General features: G+C 63.1%; 21 protein-coding genes, 1 tRNA gene and 2 pseudogenes. 14 read left to right on the top strand and 10 right to left on the bottom strand.

The features are described 5' to 3' along the window. Nucleotides 1-5: 5 nt before the first annotated feature. Entirely contained in the window at nucleotides 6-494 is a 489-nt protein-coding gene (locus ACVWY5_RS17075) for a YciE/YciF ferroxidase family protein (RefSeq protein ID WP_028331988.1), read from the bottom strand. A 238-nt stretch (nucleotides 495-732) separates the two neighbouring features. Between ACVWY5_RS17075 and ACVWY5_RS17070 the strand changes: the two genes are divergently transcribed. From ACVWY5_RS17070 to ACVWY5_RS17050, 5 genes are all read left to right on the top strand, one after another. After that, on the top strand, nucleotides 733-936 hold the full coding sequence (locus ACVWY5_RS17070) for a CsbD family protein (protein WP_028331989.1): 204 nt from the start codon (nucleotides 733-735) through the stop codon (nucleotides 934-936). Nucleotides 937-1,037: 101 nt separating this feature from the next. After that, nucleotides 1,038-1,646: a cysteine hydrolase gene (locus ACVWY5_RS17065; RefSeq protein ID WP_028331990.1), complete on the top strand. Its 609-nt coding sequence runs from the start codon at nucleotides 1,038-1,040 to the stop codon at nucleotides 1,644-1,646. A 640-nt stretch (nucleotides 1,647-2,286) separates the two neighbouring features. Next, the gene (locus tag ACVWY5_RS17060; RefSeq protein ID WP_028331991.1) at nucleotides 2,287-3,306 is read left to right on the top strand and encodes a TRAP transporter substrate-binding protein; all 1,020 of its coding nucleotides are present in this window, start codon (nucleotides 2,287-2,289) and stop codon (nucleotides 3,304-3,306) included. A 40-nt stretch (nucleotides 3,307-3,346) separates the two neighbouring features. Beyond that, entirely contained in the window at nucleotides 3,347-5,233 is a 1,887-nt protein-coding gene (locus ACVWY5_RS17055) for a TRAP transporter large permease (protein ID WP_028331992.1), read from the top strand. 25 nt (nucleotides 5,234-5,258) lie between these two features. Further along, on the top strand, nucleotides 5,259-6,908 hold the full coding sequence (locus ACVWY5_RS17050) for an acyl-CoA synthetase (protein ID WP_028331993.1): 1,650 nt from the start codon (nucleotides 5,259-5,261) through the stop codon (nucleotides 6,906-6,908). A 4-nt stretch (nucleotides 6,909-6,912) separates the two neighbouring features. Here the strand turns inward: ACVWY5_RS17050 and ACVWY5_RS17045 are convergent, their stop codons facing one another. From ACVWY5_RS17045 to ACVWY5_RS17020, 6 genes are all read right to left on the bottom strand, one after another. Further along, a complete protein-coding gene (locus ACVWY5_RS17045; RefSeq protein ID WP_028331994.1) occupies nucleotides 6,913-7,719 on the bottom strand; it encodes an MBL fold metallo-hydrolase in 807 nt (268 codons plus the stop codon). Continuing rightward, entirely contained in the window at nucleotides 7,716-8,507 is a 792-nt protein-coding gene (locus ACVWY5_RS17040; protein WP_028331995.1) for a TatD family hydrolase, read from the bottom strand. Before ACVWY5_RS17040 ends, ACVWY5_RS17045 begins: the two co-directional genes overlap by 4 nt. A 14-nt stretch (nucleotides 8,508-8,521) precedes the next feature. Further along, on the bottom strand, nucleotides 8,522-10,516 hold the full coding sequence (metG, locus tag ACVWY5_RS17035) for a methionine--tRNA ligase (protein WP_080666951.1): 1,995 nt from the start codon (nucleotides 10,514-10,516) through the stop codon (nucleotides 8,522-8,524). A gap of 89 nt (nucleotides 10,517-10,605) precedes the next feature. Continuing rightward, entirely contained in the window at nucleotides 10,606-11,646 is a 1,041-nt protein-coding gene (locus ACVWY5_RS17030) for a DNA polymerase III subunit delta' (RefSeq protein ID WP_028331997.1), read from the bottom strand. Next, nucleotides 11,643-12,329, bottom strand: a complete 687-nt coding sequence (gene tmk / locus ACVWY5_RS17025; protein WP_028331998.1) for a dTMP kinase — start codon at nucleotides 12,327-12,329, stop codon at nucleotides 11,643-11,645. Before tmk ends, ACVWY5_RS17030 begins: the two co-directional genes overlap by 4 nt. A gap of 1 nt (nucleotide 12,330) precedes the next feature. Then, nucleotides 12,331-13,485, bottom strand: a complete 1,155-nt coding sequence (locus ACVWY5_RS17020) for a D-alanyl-D-alanine carboxypeptidase family protein (RefSeq protein WP_198400337.1) — start codon at nucleotides 13,483-13,485, stop codon at nucleotides 12,331-12,333. Nucleotides 13,486-13,752: 267 nt separating this feature from the next. Between ACVWY5_RS17020 and ACVWY5_RS17015 the strand changes: the two genes are divergently transcribed. Next, on the top strand, nucleotides 13,753-14,688 hold the full coding sequence (locus tag ACVWY5_RS17015) for an alpha/beta fold hydrolase (RefSeq protein WP_028332000.1): 936 nt from the start codon (nucleotides 13,753-13,755) through the stop codon (nucleotides 14,686-14,688). Nucleotides 14,689-14,721: 33 nt separating this feature from the next. Here ACVWY5_RS17015 and ACVWY5_RS17010 read toward each other — a convergent pair whose 3' ends face one another. Beyond that, a complete protein-coding gene (locus ACVWY5_RS17010; protein ID WP_080666931.1) occupies nucleotides 14,722-15,654 on the bottom strand; it encodes a septal ring lytic transglycosylase RlpA family protein in 933 nt (310 codons plus the stop codon). Between the two features lie 794 nt (nucleotides 15,655-16,448). On the opposite strand from ACVWY5_RS17010, the gene ACVWY5_RS17005 reads away from it, so the two are divergent. Beyond that, the gene (locus tag ACVWY5_RS17005; protein ID WP_051375994.1) at nucleotides 16,449-16,883 is read left to right on the top strand and encodes an NUDIX domain-containing protein; all 435 of its coding nucleotides are present in this window, start codon (nucleotides 16,449-16,451) and stop codon (nucleotides 16,881-16,883) included. Here ACVWY5_RS17005 and ACVWY5_RS17000 read toward each other — a convergent pair. Next, the gene (locus tag ACVWY5_RS17000; RefSeq protein ID WP_063616697.1) at nucleotides 16,837-17,307 is read right to left on the bottom strand and encodes an arsenate-mycothiol transferase ArsC; all 471 of its coding nucleotides are present in this window, start codon (nucleotides 17,305-17,307) and stop codon (nucleotides 16,837-16,839) included. The genes ACVWY5_RS17005 and ACVWY5_RS17000 overlap by 47 nt on opposite strands. 1,673 nt (nucleotides 17,308-18,980) lie before the next feature. Then, nucleotides 18,981-19,352 carry a hypothetical protein gene (locus tag ACVWY5_RS16995; protein WP_152977684.1) on the bottom strand — a complete coding sequence of 124 codons (372 nt, stop codon included), beginning with the start codon at nucleotides 19,350-19,352 and terminating at the stop codon, nucleotides 18,981-18,983. A gap of 447 nt (nucleotides 19,353-19,799) precedes the next feature. Between ACVWY5_RS16995 and ACVWY5_RS16990 the strand changes: the two genes are divergently transcribed. From ACVWY5_RS16990 to ACVWY5_RS16960, 7 genes and pseudogenes are all read left to right on the top strand, one after another. After that, on the top strand, nucleotides 19,800-19,946 hold the full coding sequence (locus ACVWY5_RS16990) for a hypothetical protein (RefSeq protein WP_157348611.1): 147 nt from the start codon (nucleotides 19,800-19,802) through the stop codon (nucleotides 19,944-19,946). Between the two features lie 799 nt (nucleotides 19,947-20,745). Next, on the top strand, nucleotides 20,746-20,919 hold the full coding sequence (locus tag ACVWY5_RS16985; protein WP_244978851.1) for a hypothetical protein: 174 nt from the start codon (nucleotides 20,746-20,748) through the stop codon (nucleotides 20,917-20,919). Nucleotides 20,920-20,987: 68 nt separating this feature from the next. Beyond that, a tRNA-Ser gene (locus tag ACVWY5_RS16980) sits at nucleotides 20,988-21,077 on the top strand. Nucleotides 21,078-21,239: 162 nt separating this feature from the next. After that, nucleotides 21,240-21,362, top strand: coding sequence for a hypothetical protein (locus tag ACVWY5_RS16975; RefSeq protein ID WP_321177269.1), 123 nt, complete (start codon nucleotides 21,240-21,242; stop codon nucleotides 21,360-21,362). Nucleotides 21,363-21,570: 208 nt separating this feature from the next. Beyond that, nucleotides 21,571-21,729, top strand: a pseudogene (locus tag ACVWY5_RS16970) (phage integrase central domain-containing protein); the annotation flags it as partial. A 192-nt stretch (nucleotides 21,730-21,921) separates the two neighbouring features. Then, nucleotides 21,922-22,260 (top strand): annotated as a pseudogene (locus tag ACVWY5_RS16965) (SphA family protein); the annotation flags it as partial. A 308-nt stretch (nucleotides 22,261-22,568) separates the two neighbouring features. After that, nucleotides 22,569-24,914: an outer membrane beta-barrel protein gene (locus tag ACVWY5_RS16960; protein WP_321177268.1), complete on the top strand. Its 2,346-nt coding sequence runs from the start codon at nucleotides 22,569-22,571 to the stop codon at nucleotides 24,912-24,914. The last annotated feature ends 16 nt before the right edge of the window (nucleotides 24,915-24,930 follow it).

Raw genomic sequence — 24,930 nt, 5'->3', positions numbered from 1 at the left:
TCTCGTCAGGCCGCTTCGGCGTTGATGCTGCTGACGGCGAGCTTGGTGAGCGCTTCATCCGTCTTCTTTTCCTCGGCCAGGGTCTGGTCGATGAGCTTAACCGCATCCTTCATGCTGAGCCGGTTGGCCCAGGCTTTCAGGGTGCCGTAGCGAGCGATCTCGTAATGCTCGACGGCCTGGGCTGCCGAGAGCAGGCCCGCGTCGAGCGCCGGCGTGTCGGCATACTCCTCCATGATCTCCTTGCCCTCGTCGATGATCCCCTCGATGGCGTCGCACTTCTTGCCGCGCGCCGGCTTGCCCATCAGGTCGAAGATCTGCTCGAGCCGCTCGATCTGTCCTTCGGTCTCGTCATGATGCTTCTCGAACGCCGCACGCAGATCGTCGGACTCGGCGGCCTTGGCCATCCGCGGCAACGCCTTCAGGATCTGCTTTTCCGCGTAATAAATGTCCTTGAGGGTATCGAGGAAGAGGGCGCTGAGATCCTTGTCCGGCATTGGTCGCTCCGTGAGTTGGGTGAATATTCCGGAGTGCCAACACGAGCGCGGAAAGCAAGTTCCTATCCTTGATCGATGCGCGGCAAAGCGCATTCTCGGCTGTCGCGCATTCAAGCGCGTCACGATGGAGCTTGGTCGGATTGCGAAGTCTTGATTGCGAAGTCTTGCCGCAACGCGGCTTCGGAACGAAGCCTCGACCGGCCCGTTGGTCGGTCTCATCGTTCAAGGGAGAACCGCAATGGATTGGAATCGTGTTGAAGGCAATTGGAAGCAGGTCAAGGGCAAGGTCAAGGAGCAGTGGGGCAAGCTCACCGACGACGATCTCGATGTGATCGACGGCAAGCAGGACCAGCTCGAGGGCCGTCTGCAGCAGCGCTACGGCTATGCCAAGGATCAAGCCGCCAAGGAAGTGAACGACTGGTACGGCCGCCAGAAATGGTGAACGGCACCACGTTCCGGGCCCCGCTTCGGCGGGGCCTTTCGCGGCCTGAGCGGCTGATCCTGCGTGTGACGGCATCCGGCCGGCGCGCGCAGGAGTGAGCGATGGGACAGCTTCTCACTCCGCCGGGTCCGCGCGCGGCGCACCTGTGCATCGACATGCAGCGGCTGTTCGAGCCCGGGGCGCCCTGGGCGACGCCCTGGATGGACCGCGTGCTGCCGCGCATCATCAAGCTGGCACAGCATGCGCCTGAACGTACCGTATTCACCCGCTTTATTCCGCCGCGCTCGAAGCACGACGCGCGAGGGATTTGGCGGGCCTATTACGAGAAATGGGAATGCGTGACCCGCGAGCGGCTCGATCCGGAGTTGATCGAGCTCGTGCCGGCGCTCGCTGCCTGTGTGCCGCCGGCCGCCGCCGTCGACCGGCCGATCTATAACGCGTTCGGCAATGGGCGCCTGCAGGCTCATCTGGATGCGCACGGGATCGATACGGTGATCGTGTCGGGCGGCGAGACCGACGTGTGCGTGCTCGCCAGCGTACTGGCCGCGATCGATATCGGCTATCGGGTGATCGTGGCCGAGGACGCGCTATGCAGCTCTTCCGATCAAAGCCATGACGCGCTGCTGCAGCTCTATGCCGAACGCTTCAGCATCCAGATCGAGGTGGCGTCCACGGCCGACATCCTCCGGATGTGGGCCCTCGACGACTGAAGCGACAACGCGCCGAAGCGAGGTACTGGTATCAGGGCGATCGGAGCAGGGGTGGCAATACCTGCTTCCTGGGGCTGAGCTGACGCTGGCGGATGGGTAGCTGCGGGGCAGCCGTTCTGGTCCTGCCAGCGATTGACCATGCGAGACGATCGGGATGACCGGACCGCACAAGTCGAGGCAGGCGTGCCTGGCGGATACGGCGCATCGCCCAGCCGCTGGAAGGCAGGACTGGGCCGTCAATCTGCCAGACGGTACCAAGGTTCCTGATTCTCGGCCTTGCGGCGAAGGTTAGCGGAGCAACGGAAAAGCTGCCGGCGATCGTGGCCAGGCCCATATCCGTAATTCGCATAAGGTATATTATGGAATATCTATATCTACAATTGGATCAGATATTTAGTGGGAAATCTTCGCACCAATCCGCAAGTTGGCATGTGTGCTGATGTGTCCAAGCCGTTCGTCGGGCTCGTGCTGACGCCGCAGCGATCCACGCGCGCCCATCTCATCTGAAAGCCGATATTGCCGCCGCGTACGGACGCTGCAATAAGCCCCAGCTGTGCAGAGATCGCTGGTGACCCCGCGGCATCAGGTCCGTATAGGATGGCATCTCAGAACAACAACAAGCCTCTTGAGGGAGCAACCAATGAGCTTTTCACGACGCACGCTGCTGAAGGTTTCCGCCGCTTCCGCCGTCCTCGGCGGGATTGGCGCGCCCTATGTCGCGCGCGCCCAGTCGGCCGAGTTCTCTTACAAGTTCGCCAACAATCTGCCGGAGTCGCATCCGTTCGTGGCGCGTGCCCGGGAGATGGCCGCGGCGATCAAGACCGAGACCAACGGCCGGTTTGACCTGCAGGTGTTCCCGAACAGCCAGCTCGGTTCCGATACCGACATGCTGAGCCAGGTGCGCTCCGGCGGCGTCGAGTTCTTCACGCTGTCCGGCCTGATCCTGGCGACCCTGGTGCCGGCCGCCTCGATCAATGGCATCGGCTTCGCATTCCCGGACTATCCCACGGTCTGGAAGGCCATGGACGGCGATCTCGGCGCCTATGTGCGCGGCGAGATCAACAAGGCCGGCCTCGAGGTCATGGAGAAGATCTGGGACAACGGCTTCCGCCAGACCACGTCGTCAACCAAGCCGATCACCGGTCCCGACGATCTCAAGGGCTTCAAGATTCGCGTGCCGGTGTCGCCACTATGGACCTCGATGTTCAAGGCGTTCGATGCATCGCCCGCCTCGATCAATTTCAGCGAGGTCTATTCGGCGCTGCAGACCAAGATCGTCGAAGGCCAGGAAAACCCGTTGGCGCTGATCTCGGCAGCGAAGCTCTACGAGGTGCAGAAATACTGCTCGATGACCAACCACATGTGGGACGGCTTCTGGTTCCTGATGAACCGCCGGGCCTGGGCGGCGCTGCCGGACGATATCAAGACCATCGTCGCCAAGAACGTCAACGCGGCGGCCGTCAAGGAGCGTGAGGATACCGAGAAGCTGAACGCCACCGTAAAGCAGGAGCTCACGGGCAAGGGGCTCGTCTTCAACCAGCCCGAGGTCGGGCCGTTCCGCGACAAGCTCCGCGCCGCCGGTTTCTACGCCGAGTGGAAGGGCAAGTACGGCGAGAAGGCCTGGGATCTGCTCGAGAAGTCCGTCGGCAAACTGTCCTGATCGATCAAAGCAGGAGGCGCTTGCCAGCGGGAGATTTGCTATGGCTCATGTCGAGATGACGCCGGCCGTGGCCGGCGAGGCGGCGTCGCAGCCCCCTCGCCGCCGCTCCATTCTCGGCTCCATCGACGCGGCGCTCGGGATGCTGGTCGAAATCCCGGCGGCGATCCTTGTCGTCGCCGAGGTCGTGATCCTGTTCGCCGGCGTGGTGTCGCGTTACGTGCTCCATGCGCCGCTGATCTGGTCCGACGAACTGGCATCGATCCTGTTCCTGTGGCTCGCGATGCTGGGCTCGGCGGTGGCGTTCCGCCGCGGCGAGCACATGCGGATGACGGCGCTGGTCGCAAGCGCGGGACCGCGGCTGTGGGCCTATCTCGACGTCGTCGCGACCTGCGCCGCGCTGGCGTTCCTGATCCTGATCGTGCGGCCTGCCTATGAATACGCCTATGAGGAAAGCTTCATCACGACGCCGGCGCTGCAGATATCCAACACCTGGCGCGCGGCGGCGCTGCCGGTCGGCACCTGCCTGATGGCGCTGTTCGCGCTGCTGCGGCTGGCCCGGGTCGGCGATTTCAAGACCTTCCTGCTGGCCGCGCTGACCGTGGCTGCGCTGATCGGCGCGTTCTGGCTGGCGCAGCCGATGCTGCGGCCGCTCGGCAACCTCAATCTGGTCATCTTCTTCGTCGGCGTGGTCGGCTTCTGCGTGTTCGCCGGCGTGCCGATCGGCTTTGCCTTCGGCATGGCGATCTTCGGTTATCTGGCGCTGACCACGCGGACGCCGCTGATGGTACTGGTCGGCCGGATGGACGAGGGCATGAGCCATCTGATCCTGCTGTCGGTGCCGTTGTTCGTCTTCCTCGGTCTCCTGATCGAGATGACCGGCATGGCGCGGGCCATGGTGGCGTTCCTGGCGAGCCTGCTCGGTCATGTCCGCGGCGGCCTGCATTACGTGCTGGTCGGCGCCATGTATCTGGTTTCCGGCATCTCCGGATCGAAGGCCGCCGACATGGCCGCCGTCGCGCCCGTGCTGTTCCCGGAAATGAAGCAGCGCGGCGCCAAGCCGGGCGATCTGGTCGCCCTCCTCGCCGCCACCGGCGCGCAGACCGAAACCATTCCGCCGAGCCTCGTGCTGATAACGATCGGCTCGGTGACCGGCGTCTCGATCTCGGCGCTGTTCACCGGCGGCCTGCTGCCGGGCGTGGTGCTGGCGATCACGCTGTCGGGGCTGGTGTGGTGGCGCTACCGCGGCGAAGACCGCAGCCACGTCCAGCGCGCCACCGGCAGCGAGATTGGCAAGGCGTTTGTGTTCGCCCTGCCCGCATTGGCCCTGCCCTTCGTGATCCGCTACGCCGTGGTCGAAGGCATCGCCACCGCCACCGAAGTGTCGACCATCGGCATCGTCTATGCCTTCGTCATTGGCCTCTTGATCTACCGCAAGTTCAACTGGCGGCGATTGCTGCCGATGCTGATCGACACGGCGTGCCTGTCGGGGGCGATCCTGTTCATCATCGGTACCGCGACCGGCATGGCCTGGGGCCTGACCCAGTCCGGCTTCTCGCGGGCGCTGGCGGCGGCGATGACCGGGCTGCCGGGCGGTTCGGCGACCTTTATCGCGGTCTCGATCCTGGCCTTCGTGATCCTCGGCAGCGTGCTCGAGGGCATCCCGGCGATCGTGCTGTTCGGGCCGCTGCTGTTTCCGATTGCGCACCAGGTCGGCGTCCACGAGGTGCACTACGCCATGATCATCATCCTGGCGATGGGCATCGGCCTGTTCGCGCCGCCGTTCGGAGTCGGCTATTATGCCGCCTGCGCCATCGGGCGCGTCGATCCGGCCGAGGGTATCCGGCCGATCTGGGATTACATGCTGGCGCTGTTGATCGGCCTGATCATCGTCGCCATCTTCCCCTGGATATCGATCGGTTTCCTGTAAAGCACCTTGCGGATGGGATAGAGCCATGAGTGCAGCTCAGAACCAGTACTCGATCGGGTTGGACAAGACGCCGGCCAACTACGTGCCGCTCTCGCCGCTGAGCTTCCTGGCGCGCTCGGCCGCCGTCTATCCCGACCATCTCAGCGCGGTCTATGAGGGCCGCAGCTTCACCTGGAAAGAGACCTACGAGCGCTGCAGGCGCTTTGCGTCCTATCTCGCGGATCATGGCATCGGCCATGGCGACACGGTCGCGGCGATGCTGCCGAACATCCCGGCGATGAATGAATTGCACTTCGCGGTGCCGATGACCGGCGCGGTGCTCAATGCGCTCAACATCCGCCTCGACGCGGCGTCGATCGCGTTCCAGCTCGAGCATGGCGGCGCAAAGATCATTCTGGTCGATCCCGAATTTTCCGGCGTAATCGCGGAGGCCCTGACCCTGATGAAGGGCGCAAAGCCATTCGTGATCGACGTCGATGACGCGGCCTTCGGCGGCGGCAAGCGGATCGGCGAGATCGAGTATGAGGCGGCGGTCGCGGCGGGCGATCCCGGCTTCGTGGAACGGCCGCCGGCCGACGAATGGGATGCGATCGCGCTGAGCTACACGTCGGGCACGACGGGCAATCCCAAGGGCGTCGTGACCCATCACCGCGGCGCCTATCTCAACGCCGTCAGCAACATCCTCGCCGGCAATCTCGGCCAGCATCCGGTCTATCTCTGGACGCTGCCGATGTTTCATTGCAACGGCTGGTGCTTCCCCTGGACGATCGCGGCGGCCGCCGGCGTCAATGTCTGCCTGCGCAAGGTCGACCCGGCCAAGATCTTCGAACTGATCCCGAGGCACGGCGTCACCCACATGTGCGGCGCGCCGATCGTCTACAACACGCTGATCAACGCGCCCGACGCGCCAAAGGCCGGCAAGGCAAAGCCCGTTGTCGGCCTGATCGCGGGCGCGGCGCCGCCGGTTGCCGTCCTCGAGGGCGGCGAGCGCATCGGCATCAAGCTGACCCATGTCTACGGGTTGACCGAGGTCTATGGCCCCGCCTCGGTCTGCGCCGAGCAGCCGGGCTGGGATGAGCTGTCGGCTGATGCGCGCGCGCAGCTGAAGCGGCGTCAGGGCGTGTCCTACCCGCTGCAGGAAGGCGTCACGGTGCTCGATCCCGAGACCATGCGCGAGGTGCCGCGCGACGGCGAGACCATCGGCGAGGTCATGTTCCGCGGCAACATCGTGATGAAGGGCTATCTGAAGAACGCGAAGGCGACGCAGGAAGCCTTTGCCGGCGGCTGGTTTCACACCGGCGATCTCGGCGTGCTCGACGAGCACGGTTACGTCATCATCAAGGACCGCTCCAAGGACATCATCATCTCCGGCGGCGAGAACGTCTCCTCCGTCGAGGTCGAGGATATCCTCTACAAGCACCCGGCCGTGCTGTTCGCGGCGGTCGTGGCAAAGCCCGACCCGAAATGGGGTGAAGTGCCCTGCGCCTTCATCGAGCTGAAGGACGGCGCCAAGGCGACCGAGGCCGAGATCATCGCCTATTGCCGCGAGCACATGTCGGGGTTCAAGACGCCGAAATCCGTGGTGTTCGGCGTGATCCCGAAGACCTCGACCGGCAAGATCCAGAAATTCCTGCTGCGCAACCAGGTCGGATCGGCCAAGGCGATCTCGGCCTGAGCCTTCAGCCTGCCCGGTCGAGCGTCAGCCGCATGCCGTCATGGGCCGGGATGACGTCGGCCGGCAGGCTCTGCCGCAGCACCTCGTAGTCGAGGTCGGAATGCATGTTGGTGATGATCGCGCGCTTCGGCTTGAAGCGCTCGATCCACGACAGCGCGTCCGCAACGCTGAAATGGCTGGGATGCTGCGCATAGCGCAAGCCGTCGACGATCCAGAGATCGAGACCTTCGAGCGTCGGCCAGCTCTCCTGGGGGATGTCGTGCAGATCGGGCGTGTAGGCGGCGCCGCCGATGCGGTAGCCGAGCGCCGGGATCTTGCCATGATGAACCAGAAAGGCCTCGAGCTTCACCGGACCGCCCTTCCCCTGGACCGTATGGCTCTCGCCGGCCTCGATCGAATGCCGTGTCAGGATCGGCGGATAGTCGCTGCCTTCCGGCGAGATGAAGCAATAGGAGAACCGCGCCATCATGTCCTTGGCGGTCGACTGGTTGAAGTAGACCGGGATGCGGCGGCGTTGGTGCAGCACGACCGAGCGTAAATCGTCGATGCCGTGCGTCTGGTCGGCGTGCTCATGCGTCAGGAACACCGCGTCGATGTGCTCCACATTGCTGTCGATCAGCTGCTCGCGCAGATCGGGCGAAGTGTCGATCACGACCCGCGTGGTGCCGTGCTCCATGGTGCGCTCGGCCATGATCGAGCAGCGGCGACGGCGGTTCTTGGGATTGCTGGGATCGCAGGCGCCCCAGCCGAGTGCAGGGCGCGGCACGCCGGCGGACGAGCCGCAGCCCAGAATGGTCAGTGTCAGCGTCATGCAGCAACCTTCGGCGCCGGCACCTTGGAGAACAGCCGGAAGAAGTTTTCGGTGGTCTGCCGCGAGATCTCCTCCAGGGAAACGCCGCGCGTTTCGGCGAGCACCCTGGCGATCTCGACGACATAGGACGGCTCGTTGCGCTTGCCGCGGAATTTGCCGGGCGCAAGATACGGCGCGTCGGTCTCGACCATGATGCGGTCGGCCGGCAGCTCGGCTGCCAGCGCGCGCAGCGCGTCCGACTTCTTGAAGGTCAGGATGCCCGTGAACGAGATCGACAGCCCGAGCGCGATCGCCCTCATCGCGAGCTCGCGCCCGCCGGTGTAGCAGTGCAGAACCGCCTTGAACGGGCCCTTCGCGACCTCGTCCTCCAGGATGCGGCCGCAATCCTCGTCGGCCTCCCTGGTATGGATGACCAGCGGCAGGCCGGTTTCGCGCGCCGCCGCGATGTGCGCGCGAAAGCCGCGCTCCTGGGCCTCGCGCGAACCGTGCTCGTAGAAATAGTCGAGCCCCGCCTCGCCGAGCGCCACGACCTTCGGATGCTTCGTCAGCTCGATCAGTTCGCTGGCCGGGATGCCGTCCTCTTCATCGGCATGATGCGGATGGGTGCCGACCGAGCAGTAGACGTCGGGAAAGCGCTCCGCGATCGCGAGCAGCCCGCCGAGCCGCCTCACCCGGGTCGAGATCGTGACCATGCGGCCGATGCCGGCCGCCTCGGCGCGCCCGACGATCCCGTCGAGATCGTCGGCAAAGTCGGGAAAATCCAGATGGCAATGACTGTCGACCAGCATGAATTTCGAACCGCTCATTCGGTCTTCGGTTCCACATAGCGCGGGAAGACGCCGACCGGCGCCGGCAAAACCGTACCCGGCCTGATCCGTTCGGCGACCGCGGCGAAGCTGCGGGCGTCAGCAGCGATACCGAGGCTGTCGAGCATCTTGCCGCAGGACTCCGGCATCACGGCCTGCGCCATGATCGCGATCTGGCGCACGACTTCGGCGGTGACATACAACACCGTCTTCTGGCGCGCGGGATCAGTCTTCGCCAGCGCCCACGGCGCCTCGCCGGCAAAATAGCGGTTGGCCTCGGCGACCACGGCCCAAACCGTGTTGAGCCATTGATGGATCTGCTGCGTCGCCATCGCGGTCCGCGACGTCTCCAGCATGGCGTCGGCCTGCGCCAGGATTGCCTTGTCGTTGTCGCTGAATTCGCCGGGCTCCGGCAGCACGCCGCCGAGTTGTTTGGCGATCATCGACAGTGAACGCTGCGCCAGATTGCCGAAATCATTGGCGAGGTCGGCGTTGATGCGCGCGACGATGGCCTCGTGGTTGTAGTTGCCGTCCTGGCCGAACGGCACTTCGCGCAGGAAGAAGTAGCGCATCTGGTCGACGCCGTACTGCTCGGCGAGATTGAAGGGGTCGACCACGTTGCCGACCGACTTCGACATCTTCTCGCCCCTGTTGAACAGGAAGCCGTGCGCATAGACCCGCTTCTGCACGGGAATGCCTGCCGACATCAGGAAGGCCGGCCAGTACACGGCGTGGAAGCGGATGATGTCCTTGCCGATGATGTGCACGTCGGCCGGCCAATAGCGCCAATGCTTGTCGTTCTCATCGGGATAGCCGACACCGGTGATGTAGTTGGTCAGCGCGTCGACCCAGACATACATCACGTGCTCGGGATCGTCCGGGACCTTGACGCCCCAGTCGAACGTGGTGCGCGAGATCGAGAGGTCCTTGAGCCCGCCGCGCACGAAACTCATCACCTCGTTGCGGCGCGAATCCGGGCCGATGAAATCGGGCTGGCTCTCATAGAGATGCAGCAGCTTGTCCTGGTAGGCCGACAGCTTGAAGAAATAGCTCTTCTCCTCGACCCATTCGACCGGCGTGCCCTGCGGGCCGCGGCGGACATTGTCCTCTCCGACGACGGTCTCCTCCTCGGCGTAATAGGCCTCGTCGCGCACCGAGTACCAGCCGGCATAGGTGTCGATATAGATGTCGCCATTGTCCTGCATACCGCGCCAGATCGCCTGCACCGACTCGTGATGCGCAGGCTCCGAGGTGCGGATGAAGCGGTCGAACGAGACGTTGAGACGCTCGTCCATCTCCTTGAAGCGCGCCGCGTTGCGGGTTGCGAGATCGAACGGCGTCATGCCCTCGTTCTGCGCGGTCTGGATCATCTTCAGGCCGTGCTCGTCGGTGCCGGTCAGGAAGAACACATCCTTGCCGTCGAGCCGCTGAAAGCGCGCCAGCGCATCGGTCGCGATCGCCTCATAGGCGTGGCCGATATGCGGCTGCCCGTTCGGATAAGCGATCGCGGTCGTGATGTAGAAGACGTTGCCGCGGTCCGCGGCGGGCACCGGGACGGAAGCGGCCGCAGGAGCCGCCGCTGCGGGTTTGGGCTGCTTCGGAGCGCGAACCTTTGCCGGTCTCGGCGCCTTCTCGGCAGCCGGAGGCTTCGAAGCCGCGGGCTTCTTTGCCGCCGGCGCGACGGCTGCTGCGGCCGCCTGCTTCGGCGGAGCCTTGGTGGTCTTCGCAGTAGCCTTTTTGGCCGTGCTCTTGGCCGTCTTCTTCGCAGCCTTCTTGACGGCCTTTTTGACGACCTTCTTCGCCGCCGATTTCCTGGCGCCCTTGGCTCCGGTCTTGGACTTGGACTTGGCGGCCTTCTTTGCTCTCCTGACGACGCGCCCGGCCTTTTTGGCCGCCCGCGACTTCGCCGTGGCTTTGCTGGTCGCGCGAGCGGGCAATGCCTTCTTCGTCTTCTTGGCTTTTTTCGACGATGTCTTCTTAGCGGTCGCCACCACGGAATCCTTTGCAGATCGAAACGAGATTGTCGGGAGTGTTGTCAGACGGATGTGTTGTCAGACGGATGTGTTGTCAGACGCGGTGTCTATCGGGTCGCGTCTGCGAGCATCGAAAACACCGAGAAAACCAGCGGCTTGCGCTCCAGATTGTAGGCTTCGGTATCGCGCGCGGCGCGGACGATCTTTTCCCATACCTCCGCCAGCCGTGCAAGGCGCGGCAGATTGGCATTGGCATCGCCCGTGCGCATGCGCTCGCTCATCCAGCGATCGATGCCGTCGATGAAAGCGGCGAGCGCGACGCGGTCGCTGGTGCCGAGCGCTTCGCCCAGCGCATGCAGCTCACGCGGATCGACGCTCGGAAGCGTCGCGAGCAGCGCGGCCGTGCGTTGCTGCAGTTTCAGCGCATCGCCGCCGAGCAGCGACAGCGCCCGCCCGACGCTGCCTTCGGATGCCGCGGCGGCTTCCGCCAGCGCCGGATCGTCGGCATCGATATCGGTAGCGGCCGCGGCCGCGCGCACCACATCGTCCGTCTCCAGCGGCCGCAGCAGCAATTTGCGGCAGCGGGACAGAATGGTCGGCAGCACCCGTGACGGTGCGTGGCTGACCAGGAGGAACAGCGACTGCTGTGGCGGCTCCTCGAGGATCTTCAGCAGCGCGTTCGCGGCGTTGGGATTGAGCTCGTCGACGGTATCGACGATGCAGACGCGCCAGCCGTCGACCGCAGCCGTCGAGCCGAAGAACGAGATGGTCTCGCGTGTCTCGTCGACCGTGATGACGGTCCGCATCACGCCGCGATCGTTAAGGCCGCGCTCGAGCACAAGGAGCCCGCCATGAGCGCCTGCCGCGACCTGCCGCGCTACGGGGTCGGCCGGATCGACCCGCAGCGTCGGCGCCTGCTGCACCTGGGACGATTTCGGATTGCGAAACGCCAGCACGAACCGCGCCATGCGGTAGGCCAGCGTCGCCTTGCCGATGCCTTGCGCGCCGCCGATCAGCCAGGCGTGCGGAATTCGTCCGCTGCGATAGGCATCGAGCAGCGCGGTCTCCGCCTCGCGCTGCCCGAACAAATCCGGCGTTTCGCGCGGATGGCGGGCGGCGCTCTCCTGTTCGACCTTGCGCGCGCTCATGCGATGCTGTCCGCCGCAAGCGTTGCGCGCAGATGTTCGCGCAGCGCGGCCCATATCCTGGCCGTGACCGTGTCCGGATCGGCCGTAGCGTCGATCAGGACGCAGCGCTCCGGATCTTCGGCCGCGATCCGGCGGTACGCATCACGCAAGTCCTGATGGAACTTGATGCCTTCGGCCTCGAACCGATCGGCGGTGGCGTTGCCGCGTCGCGCGGCGGCGCGTTGCAGTCCGACTTCGACCGGCACATCGAGGATGAAGGTCAGGTCGGGCTTGAGATCGCCGATGGTCACGCGCTGCAAGGCATTGACGAGTTCGGGCGATACCTGCCCGAGCTGGCCCTGATAGGCGCGCGTGGAATCGAAGAAGCGATCGCACAACACCCAGATGCCTTGGTTGAGCGCCGGCAGAATCACGGTGCGGACATGGTCGTCGCGCGCAGCGGCGAACAGCAGCGTCTCGGCCTCCGGCCCGAGCAGCTTGCCCATCCCCGACAGCACCAGGTGACGGATGATCTCCGCCCCCGGCGAGCCGCCGGGCTCGCGGGTCACGATCGCGCGCAGCTTGGCGGCATCGAGACGTTCGGCAAGCTTGCGGATCTGGGTCGATTTGCCCGACCCCTCGCCGCCCTCAAAGGTGATGAAGCGACCGCGCAAGCTCGGCCGTTGGACTGCTGCTTCCGCCATGTCAGAGCTTCTCGACCCCTGCGCGGAACATGCCGATGACCAGCTCCTGGGCGCCATCGAGCGCGCGACGCATCGTCGATCCGGTGCCGACGGCGTCCGCTGCGAAGACCGGAGTCTCCATCGCGACATTGGCGCCGCGCCACACCCGCACCACCCCGATCTTCTGGCCGGCGGTGATCGGCGCCTTGACCGGGCCGCTATAGATGACGCGTGCCAGCAGCTTGTCGTTGCCGTTCTTCGACACCATCACCTTGATCGGATCGGGGCTGACGAGCTTGACCGAGCGGCTCTCGCCGCCGAACACCCGCGCGTAGCCGACCGGCTGATTGGCCGCGATCAGGGTCCGCGTCTCGAAGCTGCGGAACCCCCATTCCAGCATCTTCTTGGCTTCGGTCGCGCGGTCCTCGGAATCCTCGAGGCCGTTGACCACGACGATCAGCCGCGTGTCGTTCTGCACCGCCGAGCCGACCATGCCGTAGCCGCCTTCCTTGGTGTAGCCGGTCTTCAGGCCGTCGGCACCGGGCAACGCGTTCAGCAGCGGATTGCGGTTCTGCTGGCGGATCTTGTTCCAGGTGAATTCCTTCTCGCCGAACAGCTTGTACCTGTCCGGGTAGGTCAGGATGATGTGGCGCGCCAGCGTTGCGAGCTCCCGGACCGTCATCTTGTTGGCCGGGTCGGGCAGCCCGTTGGAATTGCCGAAGGTCGACTTGGTCATGTCGAGCTCGCGGGCGCGCTTGGTCATGAAATCGGTCGCAAAGGTATGCTCGTTGCCGGCAATGCCTTCGGCGAGCGCGATGCAGGCGTCGTTGCCGCTCGGGATGATCGCGCCATGCAGGAGATCGTCGACCGAGACCTTGCTGTTGATCGCCGCGAACATCGTCGAGGTGCCGGACGGCGCCCCGCCGCGCCGCCAGGCGTTCTCGCTGATCCGGTACTCGTCCGTGAGCTTGATGTCGCCCTTCTTGATGGCGTCGAACACCACCTCGGCCGTCATCAGCTTCATCATGCTGGATGGCGCGCGCAACTCGTCGGCGTTCTTCTCGAACAGCACGCTGCCGCTTGAGGCCTCCACCAGGATCGCGGTCGGCGCATCGCCGTCGAACCCGCCCTCTTCCTTCTTGGCGCCCTGGACGCTGTTGTTGGCGGCATAGACCATTCCGCCGCAACCGATCGCCAGCGCGACCGCGGCCGCGACCAGGCCGCGCCAGCAACGCCCGGCGCGAGCTGACAACGTGCGGGGAACTGCGGTTGGGGCTGCCATCGGCGATGTCCTGAAAGACTGCGTTCTAACAGCTGGAAGTATCGCAAACAACTGAGGTTTCTGCGCTTGTGCACCGCCGGCCGGATTGCCGGTTGCGTTGAACGTCCGTATCCTTGGAACCAGCTAACGTCAGCAGAACCGGCAAACAAGGCGGAAACGCGAATGTCATCCTCCCGCACCATCTCCGCCAACGGCATCGACATGTTCGTGCGCGAGGCCGGGCAAGGCCCGCTGGTCGTGCTCTGTCATGGCTGGCCGGAACTGTCCTATTCATGGCGGCACCAGATCGCGGCGCTGGCCGCGGCAGGCTTTCGGGTCGTCGCGCCTGACATGCGCGGCTTCGGCCGCACCGGCGCGCCGGCCGAGGTCGGCGCCTACACGATTTTCGATACGGTCGGAGACATGGTGGCGCTGGTTGCCGCGCTCGGCGAGACACGCGCGATGATCGTCGGCCATGACTGGGGTGCGCCGGTGGCCTGGCACGCGGCCCTGTTCCGTCCCGACATCTTCACGAAAGTCGCCGGCCTCAGCGTGCCGCCACCGTTCCGCGGCCGAGGTCGTCCGCTCGAGACCCTGCGCAACAGCGGCATCACCAATTTCTATTGGCAGTATTTTCAGCCGCCCGGCGTGGCCGAGGCCGAGTTCGAGCGCGACATCGCCCACACCATGCGCCTGGTGCTCGGGCGTGGCGTCTCCGATCCAAGCTCGATGTTCGTCGACGAGGCCAAGGGCTTCCTCGGCAAGCTGCCGGCCGGAATGCCGTTGCCGGCCTGGCTGACCGAGGCCGACATTGCCGAATTCGCCGAAGGCTATCGGCAATCCGGCTTCCGCGGCGGCCTCAACTGGTACCGCAATCTCGACCGCAACTGGGAGCTGACCGCGCCCTGGCAGGACGCGCAGATCCATCAGCCGTCGCTGTTCATCGCCGGCTCGAATGATTCGGTGATCACCGGGCTGATCGGCGCCAAGCGGGTCGCGGATATGGAGCGCGTGCTGCCGAACCTCAAGCAGAAGCTGATCATCGAGGGCGCCGGCCACTGGATCCAGCAGGAACGCCCCGACGAGGTCAACGCGGCGCTGATTGCGTTTCTGAACTGATCAGGCCAACAGCCTGATCTGTAAGCGCATGGCTCAGTAGAGGCCGCGCCCGCTCAGGACTTCGGCCGGTCCGCGCGCGTCGATCGGGACATAGGCGGCGGCCGGGCTAGGGCTTGCGGCATAGCGCGCATCACCCTCATAGGAGACTTCGCGCGGATTGTTCAGAGCGCGGCGGTGCGACCGGCTCGAGGCCGACATTTCGGAGGTCGCGCTCACCGAGGCGTAGTCGGCCTGGGTGTTGCCGAGGCTGTAGGGCCGCCCCTCCGGCAACGGAACGTCGCCACGGACCCGGCCCGAGGAGGACGACATCTCCGGCACGAACGGCCGTGCAGACGCGACCCGGACCATCGACGGGGACGGCGCGGGAGTACCGGTGCGCAAGGTCGCCATCAGCTGGCGGTCGTCGGACCCTTCGAGCGGCGCCCGCCCGACATATTCGACACGGACGCGGGCCACGCCATTGCCTTTGAATTCAAGCAGTTCTGCGGCTTTGTTCGAGACGTCTATGAGGCGATTGCCGTGGTACGGGCCGCGGTCATTGACCCGAACGACGAGCGACCTGCCATTGCTCAGATTGGTGACGCGGGCGTAGCTCGGCATCGGCAAGGTCGGATGGGCGGCGGTGAGCGAGCCCATGTCGAACACCTCGCCATTGGCGGTCAGGCGGCCATGGAAATCGTCGCCGTACCAGGACGCCATGCCCTCGGCGCGGTAGTTCTCGTTCTCCTCCGGCACATAGGTGCGGCCGGCGACGACGTAAGGCTTGCCGATGCGATAGGTGCCGCCGCCTTTCGGCACGGGATCACCCAGCGCCACCACGCGCGGGCTCGACGACACCCCGTATTTGGGGTCGACCCGGCTGGCGAACTTGTTCGAGGAGGCACAATTGGCGAGGACGAGGCACGTCGCCACCGCAACGGCGCCGCGCGCCGTCCGGATCATCGAATCTGGCCGTCTAATCCCCATCTGCCCCAAGTACCATTCTGCCGGACCTGCGCCTACTCCGAGGCCTCGAAGTCCCTTGCCGTCGCTGTGCGGCCCACCTCCGCACCATAGCGTGACGATATCGCAACCGGAACACGGCGGAAATGGGGAGAGCCGGCGGGCGGTGGCGTCTTGGTGAACGGTCTGTTGCGCCTCCTCCGTCGTTCTACTGACCTTCGCCCCTGCCAAACGCCCTCGCCTGTCCCGGGATCAGACACACTGTTGCAGCAAATCATCAGTCGGGGGGCATCTTGGATTCCAACAATTGAATCTTTTTGACTGTGCAAGGCTGCAATCGTTTTCTCGTCCGCGTGGGGCGCAAAGGAAGTTTGCGATGATCGAGACGGTTACAGCGGTGATGGGCTTGGTGAGTGCGGCGATCTTCTTGGCGCACGCCGTGGAAGGCTATCGGCACCGGGCCTGACAGTCCGTTGAAGGCGGAAAGACGCGTCACCTCTTTCCAGGAGTGAATGTTCGGAAAGCTTTAATCAATTCGGATGAGCATCGATTGAAGGCGGGTGTATCATGCGTAATCACGATTTGGTCTCCGACGGATTTCTGACCCTGACCGCGGCAAGCCTAGTGCTGCTGTGTTCGAGCCTGCTGGCGTTCGCTTTCGGCTGAACGTTTCTGAGACCTCGGGCGCTATCGGCGCCCGTGCGACAGGCATCGGTTACCCCTACTCATTCCCTGCCAATCGGGTTGCGGCAGACGCGCGGTCTTCTCCCCGTCCCACTCGTGACGCATCCTCGCCTTTTCCAGAAGAGGATGTACGGATGACCGTCAGTGTCAGGGAGGGAACGTCCGCCCTTCTCGTCAGCACAGATGGCCGGCTGCTGATGCAGCGGCGCGACGACCTCCCGCATGTTACCGATCGCGGAAAGATCAGCCTGTTTGGCGGCCGGCGGGAAGGCGCCGAGACCTTCCTCGAATGCGTGGTGCGCGAGATCCACGAGGAGATCGGCTACTACGTACCGCCCGAGCGTTTCGAGTTGATCGGCCGCTATTCCGGTCCCGATCATGCAACGCCAAACGGCACGCTTCGCGGCGATGTGTTCCTCGCGCGCGACGTGCCCATCGACCAATTGAAGGTGACCGAAGGTCGCCTCGAGATCGTCGCCATCGACGACCTCGAACGCATCAGCGGCAGGCTCGCGCGCCCGGCTACGTTTGCGCTGGAGATCTTCCTGAAGCGCGAACCGACGACCTGAGCGCTGAAACCAGTGCGCGGATGTGATCGTCGATCATGGCCAATGCGACTGACGGATGAGCAAAGTCGATATCGTCCACGTGCCAGTAAGTCACCCTGTCGGCGACCTCGGGGAACCGGCGCTCGACTAGCGGACGGTGCTCGGTCTCCTTGAGCGCGATCACGAGGTCGGCGTCGTCGAAGTCGGCCAATGAACAGGGCTGCGGAAAGCGCGCCGCGCCTTCCGGAACGATGCCGCTCGCGCGGAGACGATCGTCGGCGAAGACCGACATCGGCCCGACATTGTCGGGCGATCCCCGCTCGGCCGCGCCTCTGGAGGATGCGCGCCACGCCAGTTGTTCGGCTCTTGCAAGATGGTTGAACAGTTCCTCGGCGTATCGACTGCGATAATAGTTGCCGGTGCAGAGAAAGAGGACACGCTTCATGGGCCTCATCATGGCCAACGTGGCCCCTCGCGGTCAACGGCGTTGCGAGCATGGGCCCTTTCAGCTCACCGACCGGGCGAATGACGGGCCGACCCGGGTTTCGCTACCAAGTTGGGTGCCAATTGCGGTTCCAATTTTGAGCGGCGGGCGGCAACCGAAAACGGCCTCAGCGTGGGGTTGCTGAGGCCGTCATTCCGTCTGCTGGGGGCACGGGCGCCAGTGAGCAGGCCGCCTCAGGTTCAGCAGATCGCGCCGGTACATCCGCGGCAGCCTGAATTGTACTCGACGTCGCAGCGCACTTGCCGAGATCTCACGGGGTACCCCACAGGGCGCATCCGGAAATTGGGGTTCGTTAGCAAATCAACGACCCCATCGGCGCAGGCTTCTCCGAGGGACCGGTCCGTTGGGGACGCAGCACGGTCACGTTTCGGAGGAGCTGGCGCACCGGCCCTGAGCGTCGGCTCCTCTTTTTGACCTTGTGTGAGTTAGGCAACAGCCGTCCCTCCGCGTACCTGCTAAATAAATGACATTGGGAATTTCAGGGCCCTAGCGCTGGGAATGACAGGGCGCCGCCGGGACAAACCATTTCGGGCCCGGCGGCGTAATTTTTGAGATTTACCGCGCTGACGCGCGAGAGGCGTCTCGAGATGACTGGCGACAAGATTGCTACGAAGGCCGTGCTATTCGCGCCGGCCTAAAGATCTCAGACCAACAATTTGCTTCAATCGTGCGAAAGTCAGGCTCCTCGATTTCCGCCATCACGAAGGACCCAAAGGTTATGATCTGGCTGGCCGCCCAAATCCGCCCAAGGACAGGCACCGCTGGAAACCATTCCGGGAGCTGGCGGCTTAGTCTCCTTGGGAGATTGGGCACTGTCGCTTTAGGCTGGCGTCACTCGAGCGGTAGAGAGAGCCTCGGCAGCGGCCTATTGCCCTGCTGGCAACCTGTTCTTCCCTTGAGCGGTAGAACCGGCATTGAGGCATCCGGGGCAGTCCGGCTCATGAAATGGGCCAGATTAACGCCCGACGACCACTCCACATAACCAACAGCCGCAAAGCTAACTGCTCCCACGATGAGAATACTGGGCACTGAAGCCGCGACTGCTGACGACAAGCTTTGGCTGCTGAAAAACGGCATCACGATTCTCCGACACCGAGCTGCCACCCGCCCGTGCGTTAGGCCAACTCGCGATGATCGAGTGTGAACGGCCTCACATTTCACGGACACTTGATGCCAATACCGAGCCCGCCTCCGCCGGTTCGCGCCCGGCGGGCCGATTTCGCCAATTCAGATCCAGGCCGCGGCCCAGGCCTGCTGCTCGCCGGCAGCGGTGACGGCGATCTTATAGGCGTCTGCGGAAGCGCTAGACTATGCCCTGGCCGCAAGCCCACTCACCTTTTCCGCTACTGGATCGGTCCCGTCGATCGAAGCGCCGGTTTCAAAATGGTGCTGGTCTTCTGTGTCGGCTGTCAGCACCACAACGGTCTACTGAAGCTCGACCTCCCCGACTGGACTGGCACGACATCTCGGCACACCTGAATGCGCCGCCTGCGGCAAGGTAGGCTGGGTCGATGCCCAGATGGACTGGGGCGAGGTGATTGATTTCGCCAAGGGCGTCTTGGGCTAGGGGCTTTTTCGCTCGCCAGCCCGAGCATTTGAGCCGACGGGTGCGCCTAAAATTTACGTCCGGACGATTCCATCTTTTTGCATTCCCCGCTGACTGTAAGGGATTTCCCTTCCGACCTCAGCGTTTTGGTAGCTTTGCCTGACTGTCGGGAAATAATGATCGAAAGCGAAGCTGTGCTATCCTTTCCACCGATAGCAATTTTTGTCGGACCATCGAAGGAGAAGGAATCTTCGTTCACTCTCCAACCTCCTGCTGTATCGATATAGTACTGGAGGGTCGATGCGGCCATGTTCCAATCACCCGTTGAAGCTGGCGGAAAATCGCACTCCAATGCTGCGACCACAGTTTGCGCGTGACCCTCCAGGGTCAACGCTCCCAAGGCCAGCAGCGATAAAAATCCATTCCGTATGACTTGCACGTAAAGACTCCTCGAGGCGCTCATCGCATATCGATTGGCGATCTCACCAAAGCTGCATTTTAGCCTATTCTCCCCACCCGAAATTCCCGTGTTTCTACGGCCATCGTCGCCATTTCGCAAAGCGCGGAACGCTTATCTCCCAGCCATGCTCAAACGAAGGCCTCTCGAGACCCCGTCCGAAAGCGCTCGGCAATTTGCCGCCGATATGCGGGCGTTCCACGCCGGGCGCGACCGATCAAGCGTGACGAGTTAGCGGCCAATACCCGGGCATCTCCTCCTGCAATATATGCCTAAAGGCACGAAGCTCCGGCTTGCCGATGTCCTCGAGCTGTTCAAGCTGATGCGATCACAGTCCCAAAGACAACGACTGACGGGAAACTTTGCCCTTGATAGCAGCCTGCGGTTGATTCAGACTCTCGGAAGAAGATCACCGGGAGCAAGACTACGATGGCAACCATCGGCACCGTGACTTGTCTCGTACTTGTGGGCATTCCGATCGCGCTGATCATTGCCGCCCGTTTCAGCGCGCGCGCAGCCTATCAGAAGCAAATGACAGATAACGCGATGCGGTCCATGGGCAACCAGAGCACATGAAACTTGTCTGGGCGGTCGCAGTTTCGCTCATGCCTTGCGTACTTGCCGCGAATGCCAATGCCCAAAACTGTTTCACGGGCCCCATCAAAACGAAGGACGGCTCTTTGCAGACCTGGACTGTCGTCAATCGCTGTGGCGCACCGGTAACGATGCAATATTCGCTAAAGCGGCCCGACGGCAACAGCACAAAAAGCGCAATCGTCCCAGCCTGCAGCAGACAGCGAATTATTCAGACTTTCGAGACAGATCAGATCGAATTTCTAGGCACAGCCTATGGTGTAGGCTGGGAGAAGATATGCCCATCATCGAACGATGAGATTCGCTTCGAGAAACGACTAGAGAAATCAATCAATGGAGCGGATCAAATCCCCTTTCCGTCCATGAGCCCTCCGCCCCTGGCCGGCCCCGCGCCAATAGGCTCTGCGGGGCGGAAATCCATTCCCTAACAGGCCGCCGTCAGTTGGCGACTCCCTCGAAAGGGTACCCGGCCAAGCTCCGGCTTGCTGATGCCTTCCAGCACAGAGCAGATCGATGCTGGCGAGATCCACGAGAAAGAAGCTAGGAAGCCGCAAGGCTCGGACAGTCGCCCTCCCCGCCATGGCGGTCGAAGAGCTGCGCCCTTGGCGCGCGGCCCATGCTGAGGAATTGCTTCGCCTTGGAGTTCCATGGACCGCCGAGCTTCACGTCGTCACCCAAGCGGACGACAGCCGGCTCCAGCCGCAAAGCCTGACGCACGTCGTGCCCGACTTCCTGGGGGGACGTCGCCCTGCACAGCCTACGGCACAGACACGCCAGCCACATGCTGGCATCCAACATTCACCCCAAGGTGGTGCAGAAACGGCTCGGACATTCGTCCATCGCGATCACGATGGATCTCAGCCACCTGATGCCGAATATGCAGGGTGAAGCTGCCCCGGCGGTTGACGGGGTACTGCGCGCGGCCATAAACAAGCGCGCCGACGACGTTGGGTAGCAAGACGGTAGCAAAGTCCTAGCTTTGTTCTCACCCGCCAGCTAGAAACCTCAACGATTACAAGGCTTGGAAGGGTGGCCGAGTGGTTTAAGGCACCGGTCTTGAAAACCGGCGTGCCCGCAAGGGTACCGTGGGTTCGAATCCCACCCCTTCCGCCAGTACAGTGTTCTCCGGTGTTCTCCACCGTTCGGAATCTCCAGCAAAATCAGCGCCTTCGCCGGCAAGCTGTATTCCTTAATTCGCCGTCGTTCCTCACAATCAAAGCGCAAACCGTAGCTTGGGACCGTAGGTTCGGAGGATGGTTTTGATCGGAGGGACATGTGGCTGGAAAGCTGAAACCGCTCGACATCGAACGCGAAACAAAGCCCGGCAAATATACCGACGGCGACGGGCTCTACCTGATAGTTACCGGCCCCGCGGCGAAGAGCTGGCCCTATCGTTAGTGGAAGGACGGCAAGGAGCGACGGCACGGCCTCGGGTCCTTCAGGGAAGTATCCCTCAAGAACGCTCGGCTTGCACGTGACGCAGTTCGTCTACGCGTGAAGGAAGACCGCAACACGGCCGGCATAGACATCGTGCAGGAGCGCCGTGAGGTTCGCCAGGAGGTGAAGGCGGTCGAAGCGTAGAACGCGGCGCCGACCTTTGAGGAGTGTGCTGAGGTCTATATTCGCGCGCAGTGGTCGAACCTGTTGCGAAAGACACCGCGACCAGTGGCCCTCCTCGCTTAAGCGGTATGCCTATCCGACGATCGGAAACCTAACCATCGCGGAGATCAAGCCGAGCCACATCCACCAACTGCTCGAACCGATCTGGCTGACCAAACGTGAGACCGCCAACCGCGTGCGTGGTCGTATCGAAACCATCATGGCCAAGAACGCTAACATCGACGATCCCGACTTCCGAAATCCCGCCGAGCCCACCAAGCAGCTGCGAGAAAAACTGCCCAAGCGGCCCAAGCATGTCGTTCGTCACCACTTCGCTCATCCGGGCCACACAGGCCCTCAAAATGGGATCGATTTCCATTTTGACTGGGGCGCTTCCCACTTTTTATCGAAACAGCTTTTTGTCGGCATGGTCGGATATGCCTATCAACAGATCACTGACGACTTCGGTGCGGCGCCGTTTCTTGGTCGATTTAGGTCGCGGGTTTTCGGCATCGGTCCGCAAGTCGGCTATCTCTTTCCGATCGGACACAAGCAGGGCTATCTGAATTTCAAGGGTTACAGGGAGTTCGCTGCCGAGACCCGACCAGAGGGGTGGAACGTCTGGTTGACCTTCGCAATCTCGAATGTCGCACCAACATCCACCGTCACACCGACGAAGCATTCAATTACGAAGTAAGCATATCCTGTCTGGGTGCCGCGACGACGCCTTGGGCAAGGGAGCCTGGCCAAGGGAATGTCGCGACGACGCTTCCTTGACATGAGATATGCAGCTTGTGCCAAAGCTTGCGCGTGCAACCAATGCTGATTGCAACTCCGCGCTGGAAAAGTTGCGCTCAGCGCGCAGCGGCATAGTGAACAATTGTAATGAACAGTTGCCAGCCGACAACAATTGGAAACTATTTCCGGTAGCAATCTCTCCTGCCGCAATTTCGGCGCCGATGATCCCATGCTTGATCGCGACGAGATTCGTTACGGAGAGTGCGAATGGACGAGTCGCGCATCAGGTCGATCTTAATTGCATCGGCCAAACCAGCCGGAGGCAACGTTGGAGCCGAGCGCCTGCGTGCGCCTTCTGCTCCCATCGACCGGCAATGGCCGATGCGGCTTCGTCCTCTTTTCTTCGGAACAGCCGCGACACTTGTATATGGGCAAGCCGCCGTCGCGGCGGATCGGATCCATCTTGGTTTTGATGGCTATCGCGCCGCGACCAATGACTATTGCATCAACGCGAGCAGCGTGCAGGGCGATCCACAAACTGCCTTCATGTGGCGCTTCAGCAAGACCGGGTCGATCACGGGCGGCCCAACCTTCCTCGACCTGCGAACGGACACGGCCACCGAGGTATTTCCGCCGTCGTTCGATGATCATGAGAAGTTCAGGGCCTATGGTAGCGTCCTGGGACCGGTGCTCGGGGAAAAATCCGTTTCAAACGAGGTGAACGCATTCACCAATCAGTTATGTTCGATATCGCCACCACCGCCGCCGCCTCCCCCCGGGCCGCCGCCGTCACCTCCACCACCGCCGCCGCCCACGCCGGTGCCTCCGTCGCCGCCGCCTCCTCCACCTCCAGGGCCGCCACCGCCTCCTCCGCCGGGGCCGCCACCTCCGCCGCCACCGCCCATGCCGGTGCCGCACGCAAATCTCGCGCGCGCGTTAGGGAGCGACCTTGCGCGCAATTACTTCATCTCGGATGCTATCCTCGCGGGGTTCAATCAGCAGGCAAGCTTCGCCACCAGCCCTGTCCAGGCATCAATGGGCAACGGCTGGCATGCGTGGATGACGCCGCGCCAGGTCAACTTCACCGACCGGCTCGTCGGGCTCACATCGCAAGGCACGCTGTCGGAGCTGACATACGGGCTCGACTATCGATTCCGGCCGGATCTCATCGTGGGATTTGCTTTCAACCCGGAAAGCACCAAGGTCTCCTACGAAGGGCTTAATGCTTCGCTCTACCAATCGGGAATCGGAGGAGGACCCTATGTGGGCTGGCTCGTCACGCCCACGACGATGTTCGATGCCTGGCTCGGCTACGTGCGGCTTGATCGCGCCTTCGACGTTTTCGGGCATGGCGCCAACATGCCCGTCAACCGCGTCTTCCTGTCTTCGAGCCTCACCCAGATCATCGATACGCCCTGGATGCGTGTCCTGCCCCGGTTCACGGTTTTTCATGCTCACGACGACGTCGCGGGTGTCACAAGCGGCCAGGGTTTTCCGATTCCGGGCCAAGGCTATAGCTGGGGTCACGTCGAAGGCTCGGTCGAGCTCAATCGGAATTTTGTCTTTGACCAGCGATATGTGTTGCAGCCGTTCGTCCAGGCCACCTTGCGCTACGACACTCAGCAGCTTGTCGACACCATCACCACCATCGATGGGACGGACATTGGATTGACGCGCTGGCATGGACAACTACGCGGCGGCGTCCGGGCTCAAGTCGGGTCACAGACCGAAGTGTGGTTGTCGGGCGGCTATCTGTCATTCTTCAATCCCGGAATCGATGTCTGGGAGGCGAAGGCGCATTTGCGGGTGCGATTCGACGAGGTGAGTTCCGCCTTTGCCGCATATATGCCGCTGAAGGCTCCGCCGGTCATACCCTATAGCTGGACAGGCTGCAGTGTCGGTGTGAACGCCGGCTATGGCTCGGCCAACGCCGAGTTCGCTTCTACTCCCAACGGCGCCATCGTAGATTTTGCGCAAGCCAACGGAGTCCTCCCCGAAATTGCCGCCCAGCAGGCAGGTTCGATCGGCGCCCGACGCACAGGCGGACTAGCGGCCGGCGGCGGCGTTTCCTGCAACGTGCAATACGACAAGACGGTCGTTGGGCTCGAGACAGATATCAACTACACGGATCTGGGATCATCCGATCTGCGAGGACCCTTCCCTCTGGCGCCCGGAGTCGCCGCGACCTGGGAGAACAGCTTTCGATCGAATTTTGTCGGCACTGTCCGCGGGCGATTGGGGTTCCTGGCTAACTCATCGAACCTCGTCTACGTGACGGCGGGTTTGGCCTATGCGGACTTTGCCTTTTCGACCGCAACGGATTTCCCGGGGTTCTCGGGCTTTCGGTTTGCCGGTTCCGACTCGCGCGTGAAGCCAGGATGGACGGCAGGGCTCGGCTGGGAGACCGTTCTGAGCGGCCCGTGGACCGCAAAGCTCGAATATCTCCACGTTGATCTCGGTGATCGGACGGCCCCGGCGCCACAAGACGTTGGCGCGCTAAGCCCATACGCATGGACCCACTCGGCGAAATTGACGGAGGACTTGGTTCGCGTAGGCTTGAACTACAAATTCACCGGCCCGCTAGTCAGCGGCACCGGCTGGTTCTCGCGCTAATGCCTTAGGAAAAGAC

Source organism: Bradyrhizobium sp. USDA 3256 (assembly GCF_054058275.1).
The sequence above is the reverse complement of the archived record's forward strand: the minus strand, read 5'-3'. Positions and strand labels throughout refer to the sequence as shown.

Excerpts from the sequence above, each read along its gene's own strand:
- ACVWY5_RS17075 (WP_028331988.1), bottom strand. The coding sequence starts at position 494 with ATGCCGGACAAGGATCTCAGCGCCCTCTTCCTCGATACCCTCAAGGAC.
- ACVWY5_RS17070 (WP_028331989.1), top strand. The coding sequence starts at position 733 with ATGGATTGGAATCGTGTTGAAGGCAATTGGAAGCAGGTCAAGGGCAAG.
- ACVWY5_RS17065 (WP_028331990.1), top strand. The coding sequence starts at position 1,038 with ATGGGACAGCTTCTCACTCCGCCGGGTCCGCGCGCGGCGCACCTGTGC.
- ACVWY5_RS17060 (WP_028331991.1), top strand. The coding sequence starts at position 2,287 with ATGAGCTTTTCACGACGCACGCTGCTGAAGGTTTCCGCCGCTTCCGCC.
- ACVWY5_RS17055 (WP_028331992.1), top strand. The coding sequence starts at position 3,347 with ATGGCTCATGTCGAGATGACGCCGGCCGTGGCCGGCGAGGCGGCGTCG.
- ACVWY5_RS17050 (WP_028331993.1), top strand. The coding sequence starts at position 5,259 with ATGAGTGCAGCTCAGAACCAGTACTCGATCGGGTTGGACAAGACGCCG.
- ACVWY5_RS17045 (WP_028331994.1), bottom strand. The coding sequence starts at position 7,719 with ATGACGCTGACACTGACCATTCTGGGCTGCGGCTCGTCCGCCGGCGTG.
- ACVWY5_RS17040 (WP_028331995.1), bottom strand. The coding sequence starts at position 8,507 with ATGCTGGTCGACAGTCATTGCCATCTGGATTTTCCCGACTTTGCCGAC.
- ACVWY5_RS17030 (WP_028331997.1), bottom strand. The coding sequence starts at position 11,646 with ATGAGCGCGCGCAAGGTCGAACAGGAGAGCGCCGCCCGCCATCCGCGC.
- tmk (WP_028331998.1), bottom strand. The coding sequence starts at position 12,329 with ATGGCGGAAGCAGCAGTCCAACGGCCGAGCTTGCGCGGTCGCTTCATC.
- ACVWY5_RS17020 (WP_198400337.1), bottom strand. The coding sequence starts at position 13,485 with ATGGTCTATGCCGCCAACAACAGCGTCCAGGGCGCCAAGAAGGAAGAG.
- ACVWY5_RS17015 (WP_028332000.1), top strand. The coding sequence starts at position 13,753 with ATGTCATCCTCCCGCACCATCTCCGCCAACGGCATCGACATGTTCGTG.
- ACVWY5_RS17010 (WP_080666931.1), bottom strand. The coding sequence starts at position 15,654 with ATGGGGATTAGACGGCCAGATTCGATGATCCGGACGGCGCGCGGCGCC.
- ACVWY5_RS17005 (WP_051375994.1), top strand. The coding sequence starts at position 16,449 with ATGACCGTCAGTGTCAGGGAGGGAACGTCCGCCCTTCTCGTCAGCACA.
- ACVWY5_RS17000 (WP_063616697.1), bottom strand. The coding sequence starts at position 17,307 with ATGAAGCGTGTCCTCTTTCTCTGCACCGGCAACTATTATCGCAGTCGA.
- ACVWY5_RS16990 (WP_157348611.1), top strand. The coding sequence starts at position 19,800 with ATGGCAACCATCGGCACCGTGACTTGTCTCGTACTTGTGGGCATTCCG.
- ACVWY5_RS16985 (WP_244978851.1), top strand. The coding sequence starts at position 20,746 with ATGCTGGCATCCAACATTCACCCCAAGGTGGTGCAGAAACGGCTCGGA.
- ACVWY5_RS16960 (WP_321177268.1), top strand. The coding sequence starts at position 22,569 with ATGGACGAGTCGCGCATCAGGTCGATCTTAATTGCATCGGCCAAACCA.